Source organism: Pseudomonas capeferrum, from assembly GCF_013523055.1.
Taxonomy (GTDB): domain Bacteria; phylum Pseudomonadota; class Gammaproteobacteria; order Pseudomonadales; family Pseudomonadaceae; genus Aquipseudomonas; species Aquipseudomonas capeferrum_A.
This window is the reverse complement of record NZ_JAAMQM010000007.1, coordinates 78,029-102,254: the sequence shown is the minus strand read 5'-3', so window position 1 is coordinate 102,254 and position 24,226 is coordinate 78,029. Positions and strand designations below refer to the sequence as shown.

The 24,226-nt window shown below is 62.5% G+C and carries 22 protein-coding genes; 12 read left to right on the top strand and 10 right to left on the bottom strand.

All coding sequences use genetic code 11. The features are described from left to right. Positions 1-149: 149 nt before the first annotated feature. Together G7009_RS09920 and G7009_RS09915 are read left to right on the top strand one after the other, a co-directional pair. Positions 150-671 carry a DUF6586 family protein gene (locus tag G7009_RS09920; protein WP_181129818.1) on the top strand — a complete coding sequence of 174 codons (522 nt, stop codon included), beginning with the start codon at positions 150-152 and terminating at the stop codon, positions 669-671. Positions 672-721: 50 nt separating this feature from the next. Then, a complete protein-coding gene (locus G7009_RS09915; protein ID WP_181129817.1) occupies positions 722-955 on the top strand; it encodes a hypothetical protein in 234 nt (77 codons plus the stop codon). A 70-nt stretch (positions 956-1,025) separates the two neighbouring features. On the opposite strand, the gene sulA is transcribed toward G7009_RS09915, so the two are convergent. Then, on the bottom strand, positions 1,026-1,511 hold the full coding sequence (gene sulA / locus G7009_RS09910; protein WP_181129816.1) for an SOS-induced cell division inhibitor SulA: 486 nt from the start codon (positions 1,509-1,511) through the stop codon (positions 1,026-1,028). Between the two features lie 14 nt (positions 1,512-1,525). Then, entirely contained in the window at positions 1,526-2,134 is a 609-nt protein-coding gene (gene lexA / locus G7009_RS09905; protein WP_181129815.1) for a transcriptional repressor LexA, read from the bottom strand. A 263-nt stretch (positions 2,135-2,397) separates the two neighbouring features. On the opposite strand from lexA, the gene G7009_RS09900 reads away from it, so the two are divergent. After that, entirely contained in the window at positions 2,398-3,111 is a 714-nt protein-coding gene (locus G7009_RS09900) for a TetR/AcrR family transcriptional regulator (protein WP_181129814.1), read from the top strand. 234 nt (positions 3,112-3,345) lie between these two features. Continuing rightward, positions 3,346-4,344 (top strand): beta-N-acetylhexosaminidase, encoded by a 999-nt coding sequence (gene nagZ, locus G7009_RS09895; protein ID WP_181129939.1) that lies wholly within the window; start codon positions 3,346-3,348, stop codon positions 4,342-4,344. A gap of 78 nt (positions 4,345-4,422) precedes the next feature. Here nagZ and G7009_RS09890 read toward each other — a convergent pair whose 3' ends face one another. The 3 genes from G7009_RS09890 to mfd are packed head-to-tail and all read right to left on the bottom strand — an operon-like array spanning position 4,423 to position 11,804. Next, positions 4,423-7,770, bottom strand: a complete 3,348-nt coding sequence (locus G7009_RS09890; protein ID WP_181129813.1) for a DEAD/DEAH box helicase — start codon at positions 7,768-7,770, stop codon at positions 4,423-4,425. Between the two features lies 1 nt (position 7,771). Beyond that, the gene (locus G7009_RS09885) at positions 7,772-8,344 is read right to left on the bottom strand and encodes a CsiV family protein (protein WP_181129812.1); all 573 of its coding nucleotides are present in this window, start codon (positions 8,342-8,344) and stop codon (positions 7,772-7,774) included. A gap of 10 nt (positions 8,345-8,354) precedes the next feature. Further along, a complete protein-coding gene (gene mfd, locus G7009_RS09880) occupies positions 8,355-11,804 on the bottom strand; it encodes a transcription-repair coupling factor (RefSeq protein WP_181129811.1) in 3,450 nt (1,149 codons plus the stop codon). Positions 11,805-11,971: 167 nt separating this feature from the next. On the opposite strand from mfd, the gene G7009_RS09875 reads away from it, so the two are divergent. Both G7009_RS09875 and sthA read left to right on the top strand, forming a co-directional pair. Next, positions 11,972-13,435, top strand: coding sequence for a glyceraldehyde-3-phosphate dehydrogenase (locus G7009_RS09875; RefSeq protein WP_181129810.1), 1,464 nt, complete (start codon positions 11,972-11,974; stop codon positions 13,433-13,435). An 845-nt stretch (positions 13,436-14,280) separates the two neighbouring features. After that, on the top strand, positions 14,281-15,675 hold the full coding sequence (gene sthA, locus G7009_RS09870; protein WP_181129809.1) for a Si-specific NAD(P)(+) transhydrogenase: 1,395 nt from the start codon (positions 14,281-14,283) through the stop codon (positions 15,673-15,675). A gap of 42 nt (positions 15,676-15,717) precedes the next feature. On the opposite strand, the gene G7009_RS09865 is transcribed toward sthA, so the two are convergent. Together G7009_RS09865 and G7009_RS09860 are read right to left on the bottom strand one after the other, a co-directional pair. After that, a complete protein-coding gene (locus G7009_RS09865; protein ID WP_181129808.1) occupies positions 15,718-16,440 on the bottom strand; it encodes a glycerophosphodiester phosphodiesterase in 723 nt (240 codons plus the stop codon). Positions 16,441-16,467: 27 nt separating this feature from the next. Continuing rightward, entirely contained in the window at positions 16,468-17,052 is a 585-nt protein-coding gene (locus G7009_RS09860) for a PilZ domain-containing protein (protein WP_181129807.1), read from the bottom strand. A 93-nt stretch (positions 17,053-17,145) separates the two neighbouring features. Between G7009_RS09860 and G7009_RS09855 the strand changes: the two genes are divergently transcribed. The 5 genes from G7009_RS09855 (at position 17,146) to queF (ending at position 21,899) form a co-directional block, all read left to right on the top strand. Next, positions 17,146-18,396, top strand: a complete 1,251-nt coding sequence (locus G7009_RS09855) for a lipoprotein-releasing ABC transporter permease subunit (RefSeq protein WP_181129806.1) — start codon at positions 17,146-17,148, stop codon at positions 18,394-18,396. Positions 18,397-18,403: 7 nt separating this feature from the next. Beyond that, positions 18,404-19,087, top strand: coding sequence for a lipoprotein-releasing ABC transporter ATP-binding protein LolD (lolD, locus tag G7009_RS09850; protein ID WP_181129805.1), 684 nt, complete (start codon positions 18,404-18,406; stop codon positions 19,085-19,087). Positions 19,088-19,147: 60 nt separating this feature from the next. Further along, entirely contained in the window at positions 19,148-20,392 is a 1,245-nt protein-coding gene (locus G7009_RS09845; protein ID WP_181129804.1) for a lipoprotein-releasing ABC transporter permease subunit, read from the top strand. 100 nt (positions 20,393-20,492) lie between these two features. Further along, positions 20,493-21,002, top strand: coding sequence for a cupredoxin domain-containing protein (locus tag G7009_RS09840; RefSeq protein WP_181129803.1), 510 nt, complete (start codon positions 20,493-20,495; stop codon positions 21,000-21,002). A gap of 66 nt (positions 21,003-21,068) precedes the next feature. Further along, positions 21,069-21,899 carry an NADPH-dependent 7-cyano-7-deazaguanine reductase QueF gene (queF, locus tag G7009_RS09835; protein ID WP_181129802.1) on the top strand — a complete coding sequence of 277 codons (831 nt, stop codon included), beginning with the start codon at positions 21,069-21,071 and terminating at the stop codon, positions 21,897-21,899. A 44-nt stretch (positions 21,900-21,943) separates the two neighbouring features. Here queF and G7009_RS09830 read toward each other — a convergent pair whose 3' ends face one another. Then, positions 21,944-22,207 (bottom strand): DUF4404 family protein, encoded by a 264-nt coding sequence (locus G7009_RS09830; RefSeq protein ID WP_181129801.1) that lies wholly within the window; start codon positions 22,205-22,207, stop codon positions 21,944-21,946. A 122-nt stretch (positions 22,208-22,329) separates the two neighbouring features. Beyond that, positions 22,330-22,893, bottom strand: coding sequence for a phosphonoacetaldehyde phosphonohydrolase-related protein (locus G7009_RS09825; protein WP_181129800.1), 564 nt, complete (start codon positions 22,891-22,893; stop codon positions 22,330-22,332). Positions 22,894-23,083: 190 nt separating this feature from the next. On the opposite strand from G7009_RS09825, the gene G7009_RS09820 reads away from it, so the two are divergent. Further along, positions 23,084-23,791, top strand: a complete 708-nt coding sequence (locus G7009_RS09820; RefSeq protein WP_181129799.1) for an MlaA family lipoprotein — start codon at positions 23,084-23,086, stop codon at positions 23,789-23,791. A gap of 86 nt (positions 23,792-23,877) precedes the next feature. Here G7009_RS09820 and G7009_RS09815 read toward each other — a convergent pair whose 3' ends face one another. Continuing rightward, positions 23,878-24,177, bottom strand: coding sequence for a PilZ domain-containing protein (locus tag G7009_RS09815; protein WP_181129798.1), 300 nt, complete (start codon positions 24,175-24,177; stop codon positions 23,878-23,880). Positions 24,178-24,226 lie beyond the last annotated feature (49 nt).

Below are 24,226 nucleotides of genomic sequence, written 5' to 3'. Positions count from 1 at the left end.
TGCTCGCTCGACCAGTCTAGCGACCTGGCAATTGGCAAAGAGGGCAAGCTTCGGCTTGCCCTCTTTGCATTTGGCGATTGGGCTTGCGGGGAGCGAGGACTATCCGTGAAACTGACGTATCGCCTCGCAGCCGTTGGGAGGGCTCACACATGGCCCAGGAACTGTATACCCGCACCAACCAGAAACTTTTTTTCGCCGGCCTGGCCTTGGAGTCCATGGCGCAAGCCACGACCAGTCGAGCAATGAACGCCCAGGGCCTTATCCAGGCGGAGCGCGAATCTGCCCTGTTCCACCTGTATGGGGCTCTACTGGGGTTGTGCCACGAGATTGCCGGATTCTATCGACTGCCGCAGGCCAATGCCTCGCGCCCTGAACTGCTCTTCGGTAATGAAATGCAGGAAAGCATCGCTATTCCTGAAATGGCCGAGATGTTGGAATTGGCGCGCAACTCGGAGACCTGGCTAGCCAGGCTGTTAAGTGCTTATGCCGATTTGTTCCGACCGCCGGTCGTCAAGAAGGCTGCAAAAACCGACGTTACCCAGCCTCTGATTCAGGCGATAAGCCTTGATGAGCCCACGGTCGAGCCTCTATCTCGGCAGGAGTTGGAGAGCTGGCGGAGCGAATTGAAGGGGCTCGTGCGTCGTTTCCGTGAAGCGTTGAGTGAGTGCTGACAGCCGCCATGGCTGGTACAATGCCAGCCTTTCGTGGAGAACAGCCCCTTATGCCAACGTCCTTTCTTGAAATTGTCGAGTTGCCTGATGGCCGGATCGAGCTGCGCCGCGCCGAGGATGAAGGATCCCTGGTGACCCTGGATTTCTCCGAGGACGCCAAGGTTTTCCTGCAAGGACAGCATGTCGAAGTGGCCAAGGCCATGTTGAGCGTGGGCGTGCAAATGGCGGGTAAGCTTGTAGAAGGCGAGCTCGAGCGCGATGAAGGACCGCGCGTACTGCATTGATCGGCAGGTTCGCCTGCACAGTGGGCGGCAGGCGTTTACGCTATCAGGTATTCCAGGCAAAGCCTGAACGTCAGCCGAGGCGGACGTTCAGGCTTTGTGCGTTTCCGATCCCCGCGGCGCGAATCAATTGCTGGCGTGCGCTGGCATTCAAGCTCCCAAGCCAACTCACCACGGTATGACTGCGCCCCAGGCGCAGGGCTTCGCAGGCAAGCTGCAAGTTGCTTTGGCTGCCACGTGGATGCAACAGGAGAATACGCTCGCGGTTGAGTCCGGCGTCTCTCAACCAGGTCTGGGTAAGGCTGGTCGGCGGAGCGATGAGTGTCAGCCACCGAGCATCCTGCTCTTCGCTGAGGTTGCGCAGGACCGGCGCCAGCAGGCTTTGACAATGAAGCGGTGCCCCACGCAGGGACAGCTCGCTCAGAAGCTCGTGCTCGCCGAAGTGGCCGATGGCTTCACTGGCCTTGAGGCCAGGCAGAACAGGCAGGACAGGCTGGGCCAGAAAAGCTTCGAACAGAGGAAGCTGAGCTTGTTGAGGTGCGTGGGTGAACGGCTGCATTGGGGCCTCTCCTGTTAGCGGCGGATAACGCCGACACTCAAGCCTTCGATGATCAGATCCTGCGCTTTCAGGTCGACTTCGATCGGGGCGAATTCGGGGTTCTCTGCGATCAGCCAGACCTTGCTGCCTTCGCGCTTGAATCGCTTGACGGTCACCTCGTCGCCGATGCGGGCAACCACGATCTGACCGTTACGTGCTTCGCGACAGGTATGGATCGCCAGCAGGTCGCCGTCGAGAATGCCGACATCCTTCATGCTCATGCCGTGTACCCGGAGCAGGTAGTCGGCGCGGGGGCTGAAGAAGGCGGGATTGATGTTGCACGACTCCTCGATGTGCTGCTGGGCGAGGATAGGCGCGCCAGCGGCCACGCGACCGATGATCGGCAGGCTGCCGCTCTGCGGCTTGGTCTCGAGGCCGGGGATGCGGATCCCCCGGGAGGCGCCCGGAGTCATCTCGATGGCGCCCTTGCGTGCCAGGGCCTTGAGATGCTCTTCGGCGGCGTTCGGGGACTTGAAGCCCAGCTCTTGAGCGATTTCCGCCCGGGTCGGCGGGAAGCCGTTGTCTTCGAGGCAGCGTTTGATGAAGGCCAGAATTTCGGCTTGGCGTGGCGTCAGTTTCAACATGGCGGTCGCTCTGTCTTTTTGTACAGTGACTGGGATTATATACAGTAGTTGGCTGGCTGCAAGCATCATGCTGAACGAATGCATCGTTCCAGGAGGAGGAAAGCCTGCGATACGGCTTTTCTGGCGGACAGAATCGGCCTCTTGCCGCGCTGATGAACGTACCATTGCGGGTATGGTTTAATGCGACCGACCAGTCACAGGATCTTGACATATACAACCCTAAAACGTATGTTTCAAACAACTGTTTGTCAGGCGGAAAGGTCATGGCCCAATCGGAAACCGTTGAACGCATTCTCGATGCAGCCGAGCAGCTGTTCGCCGATCGGGGGTTCGCGGAAACGTCCCTGCGGCTCATTACCAGCAAGGCCGGGGTCAATCTGGCAGCCGTCAACTACCATTTCGGTTCCAAGAAGGCACTGATACAGGCAGTCTTCTCGCGTTTCCTCGGTCCCTTCTGCGCCAGCCTCGAACGTGAGCTCGAGCGTCGTCAGGCGCGTCCCGAGCACAAGCCGAGCCTGGAAGAACTGCTCGAAATGCTGGTGGAGCAGGCCCTCGTCGTACAGCCGCGCAGCAACAACGACCTGTCCATCTTCATGCGCCTCCTGGGCCTTGCCTTCAGCGAAAGCCAGGGGCATCTGCGTCGGTACCTCGAAGACATGTACGGCAAGGTATTCCGACGCTACATGCTGCTGGTCAACGAAGCCGCGCCACGCGTGCCGCCACTCGAGCTGTTCTGGCGCGTGCATTTCATGCTCGGTGCCGCCGCGTTCAGCATGTCGGGCATCAAGGCCTTGCGCGCCATCTCCGAAACCGATTTCGGCATCGACACCTCGATCGAGCAGGTGATGCGCCTGATGGTGCCATTCCTCGCGGCCGGCATGCGTGCCGACAGCGGTATCACCGATCAGGCCATGGCGTCAGCGCAACTGCGCCCGCGCGTCAAGACAGCCGGCTCGGCCATCCCGGCCAAGGCCTGAAGGCTGGGCGCGGCAGGCCGCTTCGGCTAAGCTAGCGCCCCATGCCACACCTCCATCCCCCTGCACGTTCTTCCATCGAAACGATTCCTTGCCGCCTCGACCTGGCAACAGGCCGGTTGGCCGTACGCATTGCCGTCGGCAGGGTCGGAAGGTGTGCAGATGCAATCGATCAAGCGGCCTGCTGCTGGCAGGCCTCAATACGCCATGAATGAAGGATTTTCCATGACCGCCAGCCTGCAAGGCTCCCTGATGGTGGATATCGCCGGTACCTGGCTGACCGCTGAAGACCGTCAACTCCTGCGCCAGCCGGAAGTGGCCGGCTTGATCCTTTTCGCCCGCAACATCCATACCCCTCGCCAGGTCCGTGAGCTCTGTGCGTCGATCCGGGCACTGCGACCGGACCTGATTCTCGCGGTCGATCAGGAGGGCGGGCGGGTCCAGCGCCTGCGCCAGGGCTTCGTGCGTCTGCCGGCCATGCGCGCGATCGCCGACAGCGCCGATGCCGATTACCTTGCCGAGCAGTGCGGCTGGTTGATGGCCACCGAGGTACTGGCGGTGGGCCTCGATCTGAGCTTCGCCCCTGTGCTGGATCTGGACCACCAGCGCAGCGCCGTGGTGGGCAGCCGCGCCTTCGAGGGCGATCCCGAGCGCGCCACGCAACTGGCCGGTGCATTCATACGTGGCATGAACGCCGCGGGCATGGCCGCTTGTGGCAAACATTTCCCGGGTCATGGTTGGGCCGAGGCCGACTCCCATGTGGCCATCCCCGTTGACGAACGCTCCCTGGATCAACTGCGCCAGGCGGATCTGCTGCCCTTCAGTCGTCTTGGCGGCCAGTTGGCGGCAGTGATGCCGGCCCATGTCATCTATCCGCAGGTGGACAACCAGCCGGCTGGTTTTTCCCGTCGCTGGCTGCAGGAAATCCTGCGCGGCGAGTTGGGCTTCAAGGGCGTGATCTTCAGTGATGATCTTTCCATGGCAGGCGCCCATGTGGTGGGCGATGCCGCCAGCCGGATCGAGGCGGCATTGACCGCCGGTTGCGACATGGGCCTGGTATGTAACGACCGTGCCGCCGCGGAACTGGCGCTGAGTGCGGCGCAACGTTTGAACGTCACCCCCTCGCCGCGGATCGCGCAGATGCGCGGCAAAGGATTCGCGCGAACCGATTATCGCCAGCAGCCACGGTGGCTGGCAGCCTTGGGAGCGCTGAGGGATGCGCAGCTGATCGACTGACCCGGCGCACGGCGCGCGCTTGATCGAAGTGTCGCCGCGCCAGTCCGCCTTCAGCTCGAGCGTAGTCGTTAGTCCCCGCTAGCGGCTACGCTTTCCAGGCAATGGCGCGAACAAGGCATCGATGTCTTCGTCGGTCATCCGCCATTGCCCAGTCTGTCCGCCGTCCAGCAGGCCCGCCGCCAAGGTCGCCTTTTTCTGCTGCAGTTGCTGGATCTTCTCTTCCACCGTACCGCGGGTGATCAGCTTGAAGACGAACACCGGCTTGTCCTGACCGATACGGTAGGCACGATCGGTAGCCTGGCTTTCGCTGGCTGGATTCCACCAGGGGTCGTAGTGGATTACCGTATCGGCGGCTGTCAGGTTGAGACCGGTACCGCCCGCCTTGAGACTGATCAGGAATACTTCGCTGTCACCGTTCTGGAACTGCTGCACCGGCGCGCGTCGATCGCGCGTATCGCCCGTCAGGACGCTATAGCGGATGCCGCGTTTCTCCAGTTCGCTCTCGATCAGGCTCAGCATCGACGTGAACTGCGAGAACAGCAGCACCCGGCGGCCCTCGCTGAGCAATTCCTCGAGCATTTCCAGCAGGCTTCCCAACTTGCCCTTGTCGCTCTGCGCGGTCTTGACGTCGGAGCCCTTGACCAGGCGCAGGTCGCAACATACCTGGCGTAGCTTGAGCAGGGCATCGAGGATGACGACTTGGCTGCGCGCGGCACCGTTGCGAGCGATTTCGTCGCGGACCTTCTGGTCCATGGCGATTCGCACGGTTTCATAAGTGTCACGTTGAGCGTCGCTGAGGTCGACCCAGTGGATCATCTCGGTCTTGGCGGGCAACTCGTGGGCAACTTGTTCCTTGGTGCGCCTGAGCAGGAAGGGCCGGATGCGGCTGACCAGGTGCGCCAAGCGCTCGCTGTCGCCATGGCGCTCGATCGGTGTGCGGTAATCCTGGGTGAAGCGCTTGCTGTCGCCGAGCCAGCCAGGCATCAGGAAGTGGAAGATCGACCACAGCTCGCCGAGGTTGTTTTCCATCGGCGTGCCCGTCAGGCACAAGCGCTGGCTTGCGCGCAGCTGGCGAACCGCGCCCGCGGCCTTGCTCCCGGCATTCTTGATGTTCTGCGCTTCGTCCAGGATCATCACATGCCAGGTCTGTGCCTGCAGGTGCTCAAGGTCGCGGGAAACCAGAGCGTAGGTGGTAAGCACCAGGTCGTAATCGCGCAGTGAGGCGAAATGTTTGCTGCGTCCGCTGCCGTGCAGGGCCAGCACGCGCAATTGCGGGGCAAATCGCTGCGCCTCGTCGAGCCAGTTGGGCACCAGGCTGGTAGGCATTACTGCCAGCGAAGGGTGCTGCGAGCGTCCAGCTTCTTTTTCATAGAGTAGGTGGGCCAAGGTCTGCAGGGTCTTGCCCAGGCCCATATCGTCACCGAGGATGCCGCCCACGCCCAGTTCGCGCATCGCCTGCAGCCAGTTCAAGCCTTGCTGCTGGTAGGGTCGCAGGGTGGCACCGAGGCCGGGCGGCGGGGTAACTTGCAGGTCGCGGCCATCGCGCAGCCGGCGAGCAAGATCGCGCACCTGTTCGCCGCCCTGCCAATGCAGAGGCACATCTTCGAGCTCGTTGAGGCGCGCCGCATCGGCGCGTTCCAGGCGTAGGGTGGGGCCCTCGGTATCGGCATGCAGGTACAGCCCGCCCAAGGTACCCATCACCGACTTGATGCGGCCGTAGGGCAGGGCCACGCGCAGGGCGGGGGCGTCGTGACGACCGCGCTCGAGCTCGATCAGCAGATGTTCCTCGTCATCGCGACGCGCCAGTTCGCTGGGTCGCAGGAGTTGCGGACTGTTGCGCAGCAGCTGCAGGACGATCGGCAGCAAGCTGTAGCGTTGGCCGTTGACGGTGATACCGAGCTCCAGGTCGAACCACTCATGGCCTGGAGCTTCCTCGATGTCTGCGTACCAACCTTCCACATCTTGCAGATTGAAGGCGAAATCGCGATGGATCTCGATGTCCCAGCCTGCCTCGCGAAGGCGCGGCAGGCCATCGCGAGCGAACTGCAGCCAGGCTTCGTCATCGACGAGCTGGAACATCTCGCCAGCGCTGTCCGGCAGCGCCTTGCTTTGCCGGGTTGCAGGCTTGAACCCCAGTTCGCGCAGCGTGTCACGCAGGGCCTGCTCCGCACGGGGTTGGCGGCGGATGCGCTGGCTGGTCTTGCCGGAGAGCCGGCTCAGGGGCTTGTCGTCCTTGCCGCTGGCGCGCAGGCCGTCATAGTCGAAGCTCAGCCCGGCGCGGTGCTGCATCTGGCGTTGCATGCGACCGGTCTTGGGCATGTAGGCACTGAACGCGAGGCTGCCCAGGGCCAGTCGCGCCGTGGGAAGGATGTCGTCGATCTCTTCGGTGCGCACCTGGGTGGGCGTCGGCACCTGGCGATTCAGGGCGTTGAGGCGATGACTCAATTGCACCACCAGATGTTCCGGCACGGTAGGGGCGCGTGCCAGCTGGCTGGCTATGAATGGGTCGAGATCGTGGCGCAGGTTACCGACCTGGCACGTCAAGCCGTCGACATAGCACAGAGGCTCCAGGGGCAACACCAGGGCCACCAGGCCATCATCGCTGTGCCAGGTGCCTCGGTAGCTGCCATTGTCCAGTCGGACCCAGCGGAATTCGGCGTGCCGATCCGCTCCTGCCTGCAGCGGGCTGTCATGCTCGCTGTACAGAAGTCGACCGCTGGCCAGCGCGTAGCCGAGCATTTCCGCGCCGGTCTTGCCTTCGATGAAGATGGTACCCGCGGGGCCTTTTCTCTCCTGGGCATCCATCAGTCGAAGCAGGCGCCCGTCTTCGGGGGTCACGTATCTGGGGGGATAGTAGATCAGCTCTGGCAGCGAGTTGACACGCGCCAGCGCTAGTTCGCCATCGTTCTGTAGGCTGCCTTTCAAAACTTTCAGGAAGCACAGGTCGGCGTCCATGCCGACTTGGTAGTAAAGCGCCCGGCCCTTGCGGTCCTGCCTGCCGGGGCTCTCCACAGCCAGTGGCGCTTCGAGTGTCTCGACCCAATTGTTCAGCTCGACCGAGAGCGCGTCGCCGCTCGCAGCCGGTGCGCCCGCTCCGGGCGCCTGCTGATCGCCCTCGGGATAGTCCCGGCCTCGCTGCAGCTCGTAGAGAACGGCAGCGCAGTGCTTGCAGTTTCGACCAACCGGGCACGTGCACCAGCCTGTCGCCTCGAGACCGTCTTCGGTAGGCTCGAGCTCGATCCGCTGGTTGTACCGCTCGCCTGCAGAGCCGACACAGGTGGCCTCGATGGCCAAATCATGAATCGAGACGATTTCGACCCGGCCGTCCAGGGCATAGGCCAGGCCCCGGTTCAGCGTTCGACCATCGAAAGCGAACGTCCAATGGTCCACCTCTCGGACGTACAGTTGGGCGGCATTCTCGCTCACGTCACTGCCCCATCATCTCTGGATCGAGCGTCGGCATCTTGCGAGCGCCTACGGGCGCGACCTTGAGCAGCAGGGCCAGATGCCCACCATCGAGGAACGTCAGCTGGCCATGCTTGACAGTACGGTTCTCCTGCTTGAACTGCTCGCTCTGCAGCAGGCTGCCATTGGCATCGAGCCGATTGATCCAGAAGTTGGCCTCGACCGCGACGAAGCGGTCTTGCATCAGGCCGATGCTGCCTTCGATCGGAAAGTGACCGAACTGCTCGTCACCCTCGGTCAGGGCCACGCGCGCCGGCTCGTTGCCTACCTGCTGTTCCCAGGCCTTGTGCATCAGCACGGTATAGCTTGGCGTCGCGCGTAGCCGCGTGACCACTTCCTCCAGCCTGGTCGGACGCAGCGCATCCTCGCTCAGCATCGGCACTGCGCCCCGCCAGTCCTCGGGAGCCCGCGGGCTGGTGGCGGGCGTCACGTCGTTCTGCTGCAGCAGGATCATTTCCACCTGATACAGGCCTTCAGCGAAGGCAACTGGCGTGAACAGCGCCAGCAACAGGGTCAGGCAACGAATGGCACGCATGGATCTTCCTTCAGGCAGGCGTTGGGGTAAGGCGCTCGAACAGCGCTTCAAGGGTATTGAAACGTTCATCGGCGCGCTCCATCGGCACCATGAAGCGGAACTGGGTCGCGCCTTCGAACTTGTAGCGCTTGGGTTGGCCCTGGATCAGCTTGATCAGCGTCAACGGGTCGACCGGCGTCTCGGCTTCGAAGTCGATCTTGCCGCCATTGGGGCCGGCGTCGACCTTCTTGATACCGAGCTTTTCCGCCTGAAGCTTCAGCAGGGTCAGGCGAACCAGGTTCTTGGTGGGCTCGGGCAGCAGGCCGAAGCGGTCGATCATTTCCACCTGCAAGTCCTTCAGGCCGTCCTCGTCCACCGCCGAGGCTATGCGCTTGTAGAGGATCAGGCGAGCATGGACATCGGGAAGGTAGTCTTCGGGAATCAGTGCCGGCAGGCGCAGGTTGATCTCCGGGCCGCCACCGAGGGGTTGGTCGAGGTTCGGCTGGGTACCCTTGCGAATCGCCTTGACCGCGCGTTCGAGCATCTCCATGTACAGGGTGAAGCCGACCGCCTGGATCTGCCCGCTCTGACCTTCGCCAAGCAGTTCGCCGGCACCGCGGATCTCAAGGTCGTTGGTGGCGAGCACGAAGCCTGCCCCCAGGTCCTGGGTGTTGGCGATGGCCTCCAGGCGCTTTTCCGCGTCCGCGCTGATCTGCTGACGCGGCGGCGTGAGCAGGTACGCGTAGGCCTGGTGGTGGCTGCGGCCGACCCGCCCACGCAACTGGTGCAGCTGGGCGAGGCCGAACTTGTCGGCGCGCTCGATGACGATGGTATTGGCGCTCGGCACGTCGATGCCGGTCTCGATGATGGTCGAGGCGATCAGCACGTTGAAGCGCTTGTGATAGAAGTCGCTCATCACCTGTTCCAGCTCGCGCTCGCGCATCTGCCCGTGACCGATGCCGATACGCGCTTCGGGAACCAGTTCGGCCAGGTCGGCGGCGCACTTCTCGATGCTCTTGACGTCATTGTGCAGGTAGTACACCTGGCCGCCGCGCAGCAGTTCGCGCAGCAGCGCTTCCTTGACGGTGCTCTTGTTCTGCTCCATGACGAAGGTGCGCACCGACAGTCGTCGCGCTGGCGGGGTGGCGATGATCGACAGGTCGCGCATGCCGGCCACCGCCATGTTCAAGGTGCGCGGGATCGGTGTCGCGGTCAGGGTCAGGATGTCCACTTCGCTGCGCAGCGCCTTGAGCTGTTCCTTCTGACGCACGCCGAAGCGGTGCTCCTCATCGATGATGACCAGGCCGAGGTCCTTGAAGCGCACGTCATCCTGCAGCAGCTTGTGGGTGCCGATGAGAATGTCGATCTTGCCTTCGGCGAGGTCCGCGGTCGCCGCGTTGATTTCCTTGGCCGACTTGAAGCGGCTCATTACCTCGACCGTCACCGGCCAGTCGGCGAAGCGGTCGCGGAAACTGTTGTAGTGCTGCTGGGCGAGCAGGGTGGTGGGCACCAGCAGGCCTACCTGACGCCCGCTGTGCACGGCGATGAAGGCGGCGCGCATGGCCACTTCGGTCTTGCCGAAGCCCACGTCGCCGCAGACCAGGCGATCCATCGGCTTGGCCGCGAGCATGTCTTCGCGCACCGCCTCGATGGCGGTCTGCTGGTCCGGCGTCTCCTCGAAGGGGAAGCCCGCGCTGAAGGTGGCATAGTCGGCGGCCGGATCGGCAAAGGCATAGCCCTTGCGCGCCGCTCGGCGAGCATAGATGTCGAGCAGTTCGGCGGCGACGTCCCGGACCTGCTCGGCAGCCTTGCGCTTGGCCTTCTGCCAGGCTTCCGAGCCAAGGCGGTGCAGCGGTGCCAGAGCATCGTCGCTCCCGGTGTAGCGGGCGATCAGATGCAGGTTGGCGACCGGGACGTAGAGCTTGGCGCCCTCGGCATATTCCAGGGTCAGGAATTCGGCCGCCTGGTTGTCGATTTCCAGGGTCGCCAGACCCAGGTAGCGCCCGACGCCATGGTCGATATGCACCACTGGTGCGCCTTCGCGCAGCTCGGTGAGGTTCTTGATCACGGCGTCGTTGGCCGCGTCGCCGCGTTTCTCGCGACGGCGACGTTGCATGACCCGCTGGCCGAACAGCGGGCTCTCGGCAATCAGGGCGATGGCCGGATCATCGAGCAGCAGGCCATCGTCCAGCGGGGCGATGGTGATCGCCAACCGATCCTTGCCGGTGATGAAGTCGGCCCATCCCTCGACGGTGCGCGGGCGCAGCTTCAGGCGCTCGAGCAGCTCCAGCAGTACCTCGCGCCGACCCGCCGACTCGGCGGTGAAGAGTACGCGCCCGGAGAACTGGTCAAGGAAGTTCGACAGCTCGGCCAGCGGCTGGTTGGCCTTGGCTTCGATGGCCAGGTTGGGCAGGGCGCGGGCAGGGAAGCGCTCGCGTCCGACGCCCGGGTCGACCGGTTCGCTGCTGACCACGACGCGCGGCCATTGCTTGAGCTTGGCGAAGCAGTCCTCGACCGGCAGGAACAGTTCGGCTGGCGGCAGTAGTGGACGCGTCAGGTCGCCGCGGCGCTCTTCGTAGCGGCCACGCACGTCGCTCCAGAAGTGCTCGGCGGCCTGCTCGACACCCGGCAGGGAAAATACCTGGGTGTCCTGGGGCAGGTAGTCGAACAAGGTCGAGGTTTCTTCGAAGAACAGCGGCAGGTAGTACTCGATACCCGCGGGAATGATGCCGCTGGCCAGGTCCTGGAAAATCGCGCTGCGACGGAAGTCGACGTCGAAGCGCTCGCGAAAGCGGGCCTTGAAGCGCGTGACCGCGTCTTTCTGCAAGGGGAACTCGCGCGCTGGCAGGAGGCGGACCGAGTCGACCTTGTCGATCGAGCGCTGGGTCTCCGGGTCGAAGGTGCGCAGGGTCTCGATCTCGTCGTCGAACAGGTCGATGCGGTAGGGCTGCTTGCTGCCCATGGGGTAGAGATCGATCAGCGCCCCGCGCACGGCGAATTCGCCGTGTTCGTAGACCGTATCGACGCAGCGGTAGCCGCTGGCCTCCAGGCGCGTGCGCATCTGCTCGACATCGATCTTCTGACCGATGTCCAGCACCAGGCTGCCGCCCAGCAGAAAGCGGGTGGGCGCCAGGCGGTGCAGGGCGGTGGTGATCGGTACCACGAGGATGCCGTGGTCCAGCTCGGGCAGTCGGTAGAGACTGGCGATACGCTGGGAGATGATGTCCTGGTGCGGCGAGAAAAGGTCGTAGGGCAATGTCTCCCAATCGGGAAACGGCAGCACCGGCAGGTCCGGCGCGAAGAAGCGCAGCTCCTGCTCGAGGCGATCCGCTGCCTGGCTGTCGGCGGTCAGCAGCAGGGTGAAGCGGCGGGCGCTGCTGGCAGCTTCGGCGATGGCCAGGCTGAGTGCGGCGCCGGGCAGGTTGCCCCAGGTTTGTTTGCCGGCGGTGGCCGGTAGATGCGGTAGGCGCAGAACAGACACGGGAGGTAGGACTCCAAGCGTTGCGGCAAAGCGCCAATTGTACCGGGGAGGGCGCGTGCTGTCAGGTTCGCGACAGGGTCTGGACGGTCGTTGTGCGTCGGCGATAGGCGCGCATTGCTCCAAGCGCCGTGGGAAGTCATAATGTAGCCCCTTTTTTCTGTCCCTACATGTGGAAGGTTCCCGTGACTCAGAAGCCCGACCAGTGTCTTGGTGAGTGGATTGACCGTGAAGCCCTTGCTGAAGCGATGATCCCGCTTATCGGTCAGCTCTACCGCAACAACAATGTGGTGAGCTCGATCTATGGCCGCAGCCTGATCAACCGTTCGGTGATCTCGATCCTCAAGGCGCACCGCTTTGCCCGTCACCGTCAGAGCGACGAGACCGAACTGTCCGTCCACGAGACGTTCCCTCTGCTCAAGGCCATGAGCGAACTGAAACTGGGCGCAGCTTCCGTCGACCTCGGCAAGCTGGCCAACAAGTTCAAGCAGGAAGGCAGTGGCCGTAGCGCCGAGCAGTTCGTGCGTGAAGAGCTGGCTGACGTGGTTGGTCAACAGAATGCCTCGCCGCGCAAGGGCACCGATGTCGTCCTTTACGGCTTCGGCCGTATCGGCCGTCTGCTGGCCCGCATCCTGATCGAGAAGACCGGTGGTGGCGACGGCCTGCGCCTGCGCGCCATCGTCGTGCGCAAGGGTGCCAGCAACGACCTGGTCAAGCGCGCCAGCCTGCTGCGTCGCGATTCGGTGCACGGTCCGTTCGATGGCACCATCACCATCGATGAAGAAAACAGCACCATCACCGCCAACGGCAACCTGATCCAGGTGATCTATGCCAAGGCGCCGAGCGAAGTCGACTACACCCAGTACGGCATCGACAACGCCCTGATCGTCGACAACACCGGTGTGTGGCGTGACGCCGAGGGCCTGGGGCAGCACCTGGCCTGCCCGGGCGCCGCCCGCGTGATCCTCACCGCGCCTGGCAAGGGCGCGCTGAAGAACATCGTCCATGGCATCAACCACCGGGACATCACCGAAGACGACAGGATCATCTCGGCCGCCTCCTGCACCACCAACGCCATCGTGCCGGTGCTCAAGGCGGTCAATGACAAGTACGGCATCATCAACGGCCATGTCGAAACCGTTCACTCGTTCACCAACGACCAGAACCTGATCGACAACTTCCACAAGGGCAGCCGTCGTGGTCGTGCCGCGCCGCTGAACATGGTCATCACCGAGACCGGTGCCGCCACTGCCGCTGCCAAGGCGCTGCCCGTGCTCAAGGGCAAGCTGACCGGCAACGCCATTCGCGTACCGACGCCGAACGTCTCGATGGCTATCCTGAACCTGAACCTGGACAAGGCCACGACTCGCGAGGAAATCAACGAGTACCTGCGCCAGACCGCCATGCATTCGGAACTGCACAAGCAGATCGACTATGTGAGCTCCCAGGAAGTGGTCTCCACCGACTTCGTCGGTTCGCGCCACGCTGGTGTGGTCGATGCCGAGGCCACCATCTGCAACGACAACCGCGTCGTTCTGTACGTCTGGTACGACAACGAGTTCGGTTATAGCTGCCAGGTAGTCCGCGTGATGGAAGACGTGGCCGGGGTCAACCCGCCTGCATTCCCACGCTGATTCATTGGCAGGGCGTTGTATGAACGGGGGCCTTCGGGTCCCCGTTTTTTGTTGGGCCAGTAGGTGCCTGTCGTTGGATTTTCAACGCCCTTGGGATCGAGCGCTGCCCGTGCGGCGCTTCGCGCTGTGCAGGTCATGGCATTTGTAGCGCTCTTGAGATCGAGCGCTGGCGGTGCGGCGCTTCGCGGGGTGCATGCCTTTGGATTTTTAGCGCCCTTGAGATCGAGCGCCGCCCGCGCGGCGCTTCGCGAGTGAACTCGCTCCCACATTTGTTGCACCGTGCCATGGCCTGTGAGAGAGGAGTTGTCAGTCTTTGGGGCTTGGCTGAAGATTGCATAAAGGCTGTTGCTACCCTCTCGATATCTTTGTCGTACACACAAGGCTAAGAACTCGGTCTATCAGGCCATGGCACGTTGCAACAAATGTGGGAGCGGCGGTTCGCCGATGCGATTTACCCGCGAAGCGCCGCGCGGGCGGCGCTCGATCTCAAGAGTGCTACAAAAGCCATGACCTGCACAGCGCGCAGCGCTCGATCTCAAGAGCGCTGAAGACTTAACGACATGCGCCTGCTAGCTATCTGCTATCCCACTCCCGGGTGACGAATGCCGTTGTTTCAGGGAGAATGACCGGCACCGTTCGCAAACCTCGGTCACTTGCAACGCCCGCCGCACCTGAAGGTGCACCGTGACATGTAGTGCACGCGAAAATAGCCTACGACGCGACCAAGGGTTAATGTGCGCGGCGTTCACGCTTGATTAGACTGCACCCGAATTTTTCATGGCGCTTCGGCGACATGATCGCCCCGCGGCCGCTGTGGTCCGTGGGCCAGTTCTGAAGGAGTACGCATGGCTGTCTACAACTACGACGTAGTGGTGCTGGGTTCCGGCCCGGCCGGAGAAGGTGCGGCAATGAATGCCGCCAAAGCAGGGCGCAAGGTCGCGATGGTCGACAGCCGCCGCCAGGTCGGCGGTAACTGCACCCACTTGGGCACCATCCCGTCAAAGGCGCTGCGTCACTCGGTGCGGCAGATCATGCAGTTCAACACCAACCCGATGTTCCGTGCCATCGGCGAGCCGCGCTGGTTCTCCTTCCCCGACGTACTCCAGAGCGCCGAAAAGGTGATCGCCAAGCAGGTCGCTTCGCGCACCGGCTACTACGCCCGCAATCGCGTGGATGTCTTCATCGGCACCGGCAGCTTCGCCGACGAGCAGACGGTCGAGGTGGTCTGTGCCAACGGCGTGGTCGAGAAGTTGGTGGCCAAGCACATCATCATCGCCACCGGTTCGCGTCCGTACCGTCCGGCCGACATCGACTTCAATCACCCGCGTATCTACGATAGCGACACCATCCTCAGCCTCGGCCACACCCCGCGCAAGCTGATCGTCTATGGTGCCGGCGTGATCGGTTGCGAATACGCTTCCATCTTCAGCGGCCTGGGCGTGCTGATCGAACTGGTGGACAACCGTGGCCAGCTGTTGAGCTTCCTCGACTCGGAAATCTCCCAGGCGCTGAGCTACCACTTCAGCAACAACAACATCACCGTGCGCCACAACGAAGAATACGAACGTGTCGAGGGCGTGGACAACGGTGTGATCCTGCACCTGAAGTCGGGCAAGAAGATCAAGGCCGATGCCTTGCTGTGGTGCAACGGCCGTACGGGCAACACCGACAAGCTGGGCCTGGAGAACATCGGCATCAAGGTCAACAGCCGTGGCCAGATCGAGGTCGACGAGGCCTACCGCACCGTGGTGCCGAACGTCTATGGCGCGGGTGACGTGATCGGCTGGCCGAGCCTGGCCAGCGCCGCCCACGACCAGGGCCGCTCCGCTGCCGGCAGCATCGTCGACAATGGCAGCTGGCGCTTCGTCAACGATGTGCCGACCGGGATCTACACCATTCCCGAGATCAGCTCCATCGGCAAGAACGAGCAGGAGCTGACCCAGGCCAAGGTCCCGTACGAAGTGGGCAAGGCGTTCTTCAAGAGCATGGCTCGCGCGCAGATCGCCGGCGAGCCACAAGGCATGCTGAAGATCCTGTTCCATCGCGAGACGTTGCAGATCCTGGGCGTGCACTGCTTCGGCTACCAGGCCTCGGAAATCGTCCACATCGGTCAGGCGATCATGGATCAGCCGGGTGAGCGCAATACCTTGAAGTATTTCGTCAACACCACCTTCAACTACCCGACCATGGCCGAAGCCTATCGGGTAGCGGCCTACGATGGTCTCAACCGGCTTTTTTGAGCGGCTCCGGCCGGTGGCCTGAGCCGGTCGGAGAGAGCGGTTTCAGCCCTTCCCAAGGGTGGTTCTGGCCAAACCGGGAAAGTCTGTAATCAGGCTGTCTACGCCAAAATCGGCGAGTCGGCGCATCAGCGCTGGCTCGTTGACCGTCCACACCGACACATGCAGACCCTGGCGCTGGGCCTTGGCCAGGCGTTCGGGCGTGCACAGCGTCCAGTTCAGCGCGAGCAGTTCGCACTGGTAGTTCTGCGCCACCTTCAACGGATCGAGCCAGGCGTATTCGGCCACCAGGCCCCGGGCGATATCCGGGGTCAGCTCGAGCGCGGCCCCCAATACTTCCCGTGAACTGGAAGTGATCATGACCTTGTCCAGCAGGCCGAAGCGTTGCGCCATCTCGCGAATGGCCAGCACGGTGGAAGCGGCGCGGGTGCGCGAAGCGCTCTTGACCTCAAGCTGCCAGTGCTCGAAAGGGCATTTCTCGAACAGTTCCTCCAGTCGCGGGATAGGGCAGGGCTGGACCCACTCGGGGCAGTTCTTGCGCGCGTCGTAGGTCGTCAGGTCGGCGGCGCTGTGCTCCCCCACCTTGCCGCGTCGGCCGGTAGTGCGCTTGAGCGTCGGGTCATGGATCACCATCAGCTCGTTGTCGGCCGACAGGTGCAGGTCGAGCTCGCACCGGTTGACGCCGTGCGACAGGCACTGCCTGAAGCTGTTGAGGGTATTCTCGGGGGCTTCGCCCTTGGCGCCGCGGTGGCCGTAGATCAGGGTCACGTTCGTTCCTTCAAGTGGGAGGACAGCTCAGGAGTCAGGGTCATTGCGTTCCAGTGCCTGGCGCCGTTGCTGTTGCTGGCGCTGCAGGATGTAACGGGCCAGTAGCTGGCGTTGGGCATCCGTCATGTCGACGAATTCCGTACCCACGTCATGCTCGCCGCTGGCAAGGCGATCGCAATGAATGACGCGACCGCGCAACATCAGCCCCAGGGCCTGTGGCGCCAGGACCATCTTCAAGGCGATCCGCGAGCCTGGGGCGATGGCCTGCGCCTGGGTGAATTCGATGCCACCTTCCGAGAGGATGACTCGACGTGGCGCGCCGATATGGCCGGTCAAGGTATGGGCGACTACCGCGCTGAGCAGATCGATCCGCTTGTTCTGCGCCTTGAGAAAGGCGGTCAGGGTGCGGTCCTTGTCGCTCAACTGGCGCAGCAGATGTTGCGATTCGAATTCGCACAGGTGCAATTCGCTGAGCAGGGTGAACAGTGGCGACGCATCTTGCAACACCTCTCCCTCAAGCGCTTCGGCCGCGCTCAAGGGGCTGATTTCCAGTGCGATGCGGTCTTCGATGCGGTAGTATTCGCGCCGATCTTCTTCGTCTAGTGTCGTCATGGCGAACCCATGGTAGCGGCGATGGTCTGAGTGTAAAGCTGCTGCTCAGGCCCCGCCATAAGCACGTTCCCTTTCATCCGAACAAGCCCCGACATGTTCAGACCTCTTTTCGTATTCATCGGTACGCGCTACACCCGTGCCAAGCGTCGCAACCATTTCGTCTCGTTCATTTCCCTGACCTCGATGATTGGCCTCGCCCTCGGCGTGGTCGTGATGATTGTGGTGCTCTCGGTCATGAACGGTTTCGACCATGAGATGCGCACCCGCGTGCTCGGCATGGTCCCCCACGCCACGCTGGAAACCGGTCAGCCGATCGATGACTGGTCCGCCCTTGCCCAGCAAGTAAAGCAGAATCCCCAGGTCGAGGCGGTCGCGCCCTTCACCCAGATGCAAGGCTTGCTGACCCATGACGGCAAGGTCTCGAAGGTGTTGCTCAACGGCATCGATCCGGCCCAGGAGCGCAAGGTGTCGATCATCGACAATTTCGTTCGCGAAGGTCGGCTCGATCAGCTCGCGCCAGGCGAGTGGGGCATCATGATCGGCGACAAGGCAGCGGCCAAGCTGGGGGTCGGAGTCGGTGACAAGGTCACCTTCGTCGCGCCCGAGGTCAGCGTGACGCCGGCCGGCATGTTCCCGCGAATGAAGCGCTTCACCGTGGTCGGTACCTTTCATGTCGGCGCAGGCGAGATCGACGGCTTCCTGGGCCTGACAAATCTCTCCGACCTGTCCCGCCTGCACCGCTGGAAGACCGACCAGGTCCAGGGCCTGCGTCTGAAGTTCGACGACCTCTTCCAGGCACCGCGCGCGGCATGGGACATCGCTCAGCGCCTCGGCGAGCAGGAGTTCTATGCGCGTGATTGGACCCGCACCCACGGCAACCTTTACCAGGCGATCCGCATGGAGAAGGCCATGATCGGCCTGCTCCTGTTGCTCATCGTCGCCGTGGCGGCGTTCAACATCATTTCGACGTTGGTCATGGTGGTCAACGACAAGAAGGGCGACATTGCCATCCTGCGTACCTTGGGCGCGACGCCTGGCCAGATCATGGCCATCTTCATGGTCCAGGGCACGGTGATCGGCGTGTTCGGCACCCTGATCGGTGCGGTGGTCGGTATTCTGGCGGCGCTCAATGTGAGTGCCGCGATCGCCGGTCTCGAGAAGCTGATCGGGCACAAGTTCCTCAACGCGGACGTGTACTTCATCGATTACCTGCCGTCGCAGATCATGGCCGAGGATGTCTGGATGGTCTGTGGCGCGGCGCTGGTCCTTAGTTTCTTCGCCACCCTGTATCCGGCCTGGCGTGCGGCACGCACCCAGCCTGCGGAAGCGTTACGTTATGAGTGAGTCGCGCATGAGTGATAAAGCCGTACTGAGTTGCCGCAACCTGGGCAAGTCCTACGAGGAAGGGCCGGAGTCGGTGCAGGTGCTTGCCAACCTGCAGCTGGAGCTGCTCCCCGGTGAGCGGGTGGCGATCGTAGGCAGCTCCGGCTCCGGCAAGAGCACCTTGCTCAACCTGCTGGGTGGGCTGGATACGCCGTCCCAGGGCAGTGTCTGGCTGGCGGGCGAAGAGTTGTCCGCGCTGGGCGAGCGTGCCCGTGGGTTGCTGCGCAACCGTGCGCTGGGTTTCGTCTATCAGTTCCACCATCTGCTACCCGAATTCACCGCCCTGGAGAACGTGTGCATGCCTCTGCTGATCGGCCGTACAGCCATCAGCGAGGCCCGCGAGCGTGCCGAGGCGCTGCTCAAGCGTGTCGGCCTGGGGCATCGGTTGAGCCACAAGCCGTCGGAGCTGTCCGGTGGCGAACGTCAGCGGGTGGCCATCGCGCGCGCGCTGGTCAATCGCCCTGGCCTGGTCATGCTCGACGAGCCGACCGGCAACCTCGATCACCACACCGCCCAAGGCATCCAGGAGTTGATGCGCGAGCTTTCCAGCGCCTCGCAGACCGCATTCCTGGTGGTGACGCATGACCTCAATCTGGCCCGCCAGATGGACCGCGTGCTGCGCCTGGAAGACGGTCATCTGGTCGCGATCTGAGTCGATTGCAGGGGGCGGTTCGCGCTGCCCCGATCCACTTCTTCATTGGGTGTCCCGTACATGTTCAGACCCTTGCCCTTGTTCATCGGCGCGCGTTACACCCGCGCCAAGCGCCGCAACCACTTCATCTCGTTCATCTCCATGACCTCGATGATCGGCCTGTCCCTGGGCGTGCTGGCGATGATCGTGGTGTTGTCGGTCATGAACGGCTTCCAGCGCGAAATGAGCTCGCGCATCCTCGGACTCGTGCCGCATGCCAGCATCCTCGGCGTGCAGCCTCTCGACGACTGGCACAAGGTGGCCGAAGCTGCCGAGCGGGATCCGGCGGTGATCGCCGCCGCACCGCTGACGGAAATGGAAGGCATGCTGTCGTACAAGGGTTCGATGCAGCCGATCCAGGTCAGCGGCATCGATCCGGCATTCGAGGACAAGGTCTCGATCGTCGGTCGGCACATCGTCCAGGGCCAGTTGCAGGATCTGGTCCCAGGCGAGTATGGCGTGGTGATCGGCGAGCTCACGGCACGGCGCTTTCGTCTCAATACGGGCGACAAGCTGACCCTGATCGTTCCGGAGATCAGCAAGGCGCCAGGTGGCATAACCCCGCGCATGCAACGCCTGACCGTGGTAGGCATCTTCAAGGTAGGGGCCGAGCTGGACGGCTCCCAGGCCTATATCCATGTCGCCGATGCCGGCGAGATGCAACGTTGGGCGCCAGGACAGGTGCAAGGCGTACGCCTGAAACTGCATGACCTGTATCAGGCGCCACAAGTATCCAAGGCCATTGTGGCCAGCCTGGGCGATGCCTATCGGGCCGATGATTGGTCGCATACCCAGGGCAGCCTGTTCAGTGCCATGAAGATGGAAAAGACCATGATCGGCCTGTTGCTGATGATGATCATCGCGGTGGCAGCGTTCAACATCATCGCCACGCTGGTCATGGTGGTGAACGACAAGGGGGCGGATATCGCCATCCTGCGGACCATCGGGGCCACTCCGGCGCAGATCATGGGTACCTTCATGGTCCAGGGCAGCCTGATCGGCATCGTCGGTACCTTGGTGGGCGGTGTGCTCGGAGTGATCGCCGCGCTCAACGTCAGCCAGATCGTCGGCTGGCTGGAGCGGATCAGTGGGCAGCACATCTTCACCTCCGACGTATACTTCATCAGCAGCCTGCCATCGCAACTGGAGTGGTCGGATGTCGCGCTGATCTGCGGTGCGGGCCTGGTGATGAGCTTCCTGGCGACCCTGTACCCCGCCTATCGGGCGTCGCAGGTACAGCCGGCCTATGCGTTGCGCTACGAATGAATCTGCCGCGGCCCCCTGTCATGCGGGGGGGCGCCGTGCGAGTTGACGGGTGCCTGTGTCGTTGTACAGTCATGCAAACCTTGTCCCTGGTGGAGTCCACATGAAGCACTTCCTCGTTGCCGCCCTGGCGTTGGCCTGCGTACCGGCGTTGGCCAATCCCTCCAAGAGCTTTCCCTTCGGCGAGCCGGCGCTTGCCTCCAAGGCCACGCGCACAGTCGAGGTGTTGCTCAAGGACATTGCCTTCGAGCCTGGCAGCCTGAAGGTCGAGGCAGGCGAGACCGTGCGCTTCGTGTTGATCAATGAAGGTCGGCTGCCGCACGAATTCAACCTCGGTGACAAGGCCATGCATGTCCAGCACCAGAAAGAGATGCTGAGCATGCAGGGGCAGATCTTCAATCCGACTGGCGGCCATGGAGGCATGGATCACGGTGCGCAGGGGCATGGCGGGGAGAATGCCCATGGCCACCATGGTGGGAACACGGTATTGCTGCAGCCCGGTCAGCAGGCGGAGTTGACCTGGACGTTCCGCAAGTCGACACCCATCGAGTTCGCGTGCAATGTGCCAGGCCATTACCAGGCAGGCATGGTCGGCCCTCTGACCATCGAGTGACATCGCCACCAAGGTGGGGTGCAAAACCGGTAGAATGGGCGCATTCGTTACTTCCAGGTCAGATCAATGCATCCCGCAGCCGAACACTCACCGCTGGGCAAAGCCAGCGAATACATCGCCACCTATACCCCGTCGCTGCTGTTCCCGATCCCACGGACTGCGAAATGGGCCGAACTGGGCGTCACTGCCCAGACCTTGCCATGGCAGGGTGTCGATTACTGGAACTGCTTCGAGTTGTCCTGGCTGCTGCCTTCCGGCAAACCGGTAGTCGCCATCGGTGAGTTCGCCATTCCAGCGGATTCGCCGAACATCATCGAGTCCAAGTCGTTCAAGCTCTACCTCAATTCGCTGAACCAGACGCCGTTCGAATCCCGCCAGGCGCTACAGGATTGCCTGGTGAAGGATCTTTCCGCGGCGGCCGGCAGGCCGGTGGCCGTGCGTATCCGTAGCCTTGCCGAAGTCGAGGTGCAGGGCATCGCGCCTTTGCCGGGGCGGTGCATCGATGAGCTGGATGTGAGTGTCAGCAACTACGAGCGGCCGCAGCCCGAGCTGCTGCGTCGCGATGCCACGCGCGTGATCGAAGAGACTCTGCACAGCCATCTGCTCAAATCCAACTGCCCGGTCACCGGTCAGCCGGACTGGGGGAGTGTGGTCGTGCAGTATCGGGGCGCTGCTCTCGATCCCGCCAGCCTGCTGGCCTACCTGGTGAGCTTCCGTCAGCATGCGGACTTCCACGAGCAATGCGTGGAGCGTATCTATCTCGATCTCAAGCGTCTGCTCGATCCCGAGCATCTGACCGTGTACGCGCGTTACGTACGCCGTGGGGGGCTGGATATCAACCCCTATCGCAGTACCGGGTCGGTGGATGCGGAAAATCGTCGGCTGGTTCGTCAGTAAGCAAAAAGCCCCGCGCCATGCGGGGCTTTTGCCAGGCACTGCGGTCAGATACCCATGCTGTGCAGATGGGTAGCGATATTGCGCAGGGTGGCGGTCAGGTCGGGGTGGGCGACTTCGAAGCGCTCCACCGCCAGGTTGACGCCGTCGACAACATTGTTTTCATGGGTGGCTTCCTCGAGCCTGATCTTTGCTTCGATCTGCGACATCAGGGTGTGCAGTTGCTCGCGCTCTTCCTCCGTGATAGGCGGATTCTGCTCCAGTTGCTCGCGCAGGCTATCGAGTTGCTCTTGCAGTTCGCGGGCAGGCATGGGTGTTCTCCCTCTATGAATAGGCTAAGGCATGGACCTCGGCACCTGGCCAAAGGTTCTGACCTGTCTCAAGAGTAATGCACACGCAGGCCCTCTGCATGATCCGCATCAATGGCATCGTGTCAGGGTTTTTCGCCTTTGCGCCGCCGCTGGGCAATATCCAGCAGGCAGGTGTCGAGAGCTTCGAGATGGTCGATCACCGAATGTACGCCCAGGCTGAAGAGTTCCAGCGTGGCCTTGCCGCGCACCTTGTCCTGTTCATGCGGATCCATGGCCTGCCATTCGCTGGACAACAGGTCGCATGAAGGACTGCAGGCGGCCAGCCCGACTGTCCAGAGGCCGGCATTGAGCCCCGATTGAAGCAGGCGAGGCTCCCCACTTACCAGGACGCAACCATCCAGTCGCTCGCTGTTCAGGTTCATCAAGGCCAGCCAGCAGGCATGCGGCGCTGGCCATGGGGGAGAGTTCTGGGTTTGCCCTGGCAACCAGTTGGGTAGCACGCTGGCCAGCTGCTTGTCTTGGGAGGCGTTCAGCTCATCCAGCCAGATGCACGGTACTTGCCGGCGATGCAGGCTATCCAGCGCATTCAAGGCGCCAGGGGCGGGCTGAAGGGTACCGTCGACGGCACGAACGAGACAGCCGCGCAGACCGAACAGCAAAGCGGTGAAGGCAGGCGCATCCGGCATGGCATCTTCCCTGAAATAGCTCGCAGATTACCGAGGGATTGTGAACTTCAAGTGACAACGCGATGCCTACGTGCAATCGACATCTGTCTTGTGCCAGGCTGCGTCCTGACGGTCGAGCCTTTATACTGATGCCTTATTCGCAGCGCGCCATTGGCGCCTGCTACGGTGAAATCCGATGGAGAAACCTTGTATGCGTAGGATTGGTGCCGGTGTGATCGAACGACTCACCCAGGCCTGTGTCTGTGCCGGCTTGCTGGCCATGCCGATGGCAGCCACCCAGGCGGCCACCGAAGACGACCCCTGGGAAGTGGTCAACCGACCCATCTTCAGGTTCAACGACACCCTGGATACCTATGCCCTCAAGCCGTTGGCCAAAGGGTACCAGGCCATCACCCCGCAGTTTCTCGAAGACGGCATCCACAATGTCTTCCGCAACCTGGGTGACGTGACCAACCTGGCCAACAACGTGTTGCAACTCAAGCCGCACGACGCGGGCGTCGATACCGCGCGGCTGATCGTCAATACCACGTTCGGACTGGGCGGTTTCTTCGATGTAGGCACCAAGATGGGCCTGCAGCGCAGCGATGAGGACTTCGGCCAGACATTGGGCTACTGGGGCGTCGGCAGCGGCCCGTACGTGGTCATCCCGTTGCTGGGTCCAAGCACCGTGCGCGATGCCCTGGCCAAGTATCCAGATACCTACACCCGGCCTTATCGCTATGTCGACCATGTGCCGACACGCAACTCCATCTTCGCGCTGGACGTAATCGATACCCGCGCCAACCTGCTGTCGGCTGAAAAGCTCATCAGCGGTGACAAGTACATTTTCGTCCGCAACGCCTATCTGCAGAACCGCGAGTTCCGGGTGAAGGATGGGGAAGTCGAGGACGATTTCTGAGTTGAGCGATCACCTCGCAAGCGACGCTCGATAGAGTTCCGTCATGCTAGAGAGCCGCTGGAAACAGCGGCTCTCTGTTTGCGCGATCAGTGCATCGCCAGGATTCGCAGGCCGAATTTCTGCTGGTCATTTGGCTGGTCGGCAATCCACACCACTTCGGTACTGGCATGCAGCCCCGAAAGGGCGGGGTGGTCCGAATCGATCCGCGCCTCGATCCTGTCGCCTACCTGGTACTGGCGTGGCGCCTGTACCTGCATGCCACTGCTGGATAAATCCAGACACAGGGCCGCGACTACCTGATCGGCATGCAGCAAGGTCACCTCTGTATCGATACGCATGCGAATGAAGTCGCGCTTCTCGCTGTAGTTCGGGGGCGGTTGTTGCATGCCTGCATCCTTTCATCGGGTTGCGGTTGGAGGCTTTCTTATAACGCTT

What these genes read in the sequence shown, in the direction of transcription:
- G7009_RS09875 (WP_181129810.1), top strand. Translation starts at nt 11,972, where the DNA reads ATGTGGAAGGTTCCCGTGACTCAGAAGCCCGACCAGTGTCTTGGTGAG.
- G7009_RS09830 (WP_181129801.1), bottom strand. Translation starts at nt 22,207, where the DNA reads ATGCCTGCCCGCGAACTGCAAGAGCAACTCGATAGCCTGCGCGAGCAA.
- G7009_RS09845 (WP_181129804.1), top strand. Translation starts at nt 19,148, where the DNA reads ATGTTCAGACCCTTGCCCTTGTTCATCGGCGCGCGTTACACCCGCGCC.
- G7009_RS09900 (WP_181129814.1), top strand. Translation starts at nt 2,398, where the DNA reads ATGGCCCAATCGGAAACCGTTGAACGCATTCTCGATGCAGCCGAGCAG.
- G7009_RS09855 (WP_181129806.1), top strand. Translation starts at nt 17,146, where the DNA reads ATGTTCAGACCTCTTTTCGTATTCATCGGTACGCGCTACACCCGTGCC.
- sulA (WP_181129816.1), bottom strand. Translation starts at nt 1,511, where the DNA reads ATGCAGCCGTTCACCCACGCACCTCAACAAGCTCAGCTTCCTCTGTTC.
- G7009_RS09840 (WP_181129803.1), top strand. Translation starts at nt 20,493, where the DNA reads ATGAAGCACTTCCTCGTTGCCGCCCTGGCGTTGGCCTGCGTACCGGCG.
- G7009_RS09915 (WP_181129817.1), top strand. Translation starts at nt 722, where the DNA reads ATGCCAACGTCCTTTCTTGAAATTGTCGAGTTGCCTGATGGCCGGATC.
- G7009_RS09815 (WP_181129798.1), bottom strand. Translation starts at nt 24,177, where the DNA reads ATGCAACAACCGCCCCCGAACTACAGCGAGAAGCGCGACTTCATTCGC.
- lexA (WP_181129815.1), bottom strand. Translation starts at nt 2,134, where the DNA reads ATGTTGAAACTGACGCCACGCCAAGCCGAAATTCTGGCCTTCATCAAA.
- G7009_RS09885 (WP_181129812.1), bottom strand. Translation starts at nt 8,344, where the DNA reads ATGCGTGCCATTCGTTGCCTGACCCTGTTGCTGGCGCTGTTCACGCCA.
- lolD (WP_181129805.1), top strand. Translation starts at nt 18,404, where the DNA reads ATGAGTGATAAAGCCGTACTGAGTTGCCGCAACCTGGGCAAGTCCTAC.
- sthA (WP_181129809.1), top strand. Translation starts at nt 14,281, where the DNA reads ATGGCTGTCTACAACTACGACGTAGTGGTGCTGGGTTCCGGCCCGGCC.
- G7009_RS09860 (WP_181129807.1), bottom strand. Translation starts at nt 17,052, where the DNA reads ATGACGACACTAGACGAAGAAGATCGGCGCGAATACTACCGCATCGAA.
- G7009_RS09920 (WP_181129818.1), top strand. Translation starts at nt 150, where the DNA reads ATGGCCCAGGAACTGTATACCCGCACCAACCAGAAACTTTTTTTCGCC.
- G7009_RS09820 (WP_181129799.1), top strand. Translation starts at nt 23,084, where the DNA reads ATGCGTAGGATTGGTGCCGGTGTGATCGAACGACTCACCCAGGCCTGT.
- queF (WP_181129802.1), top strand. Translation starts at nt 21,069, where the DNA reads ATGCATCCCGCAGCCGAACACTCACCGCTGGGCAAAGCCAGCGAATAC.
- G7009_RS09825 (WP_181129800.1), bottom strand. Translation starts at nt 22,893, where the DNA reads ATGCCGGATGCGCCTGCCTTCACCGCTTTGCTGTTCGGTCTGCGCGGC.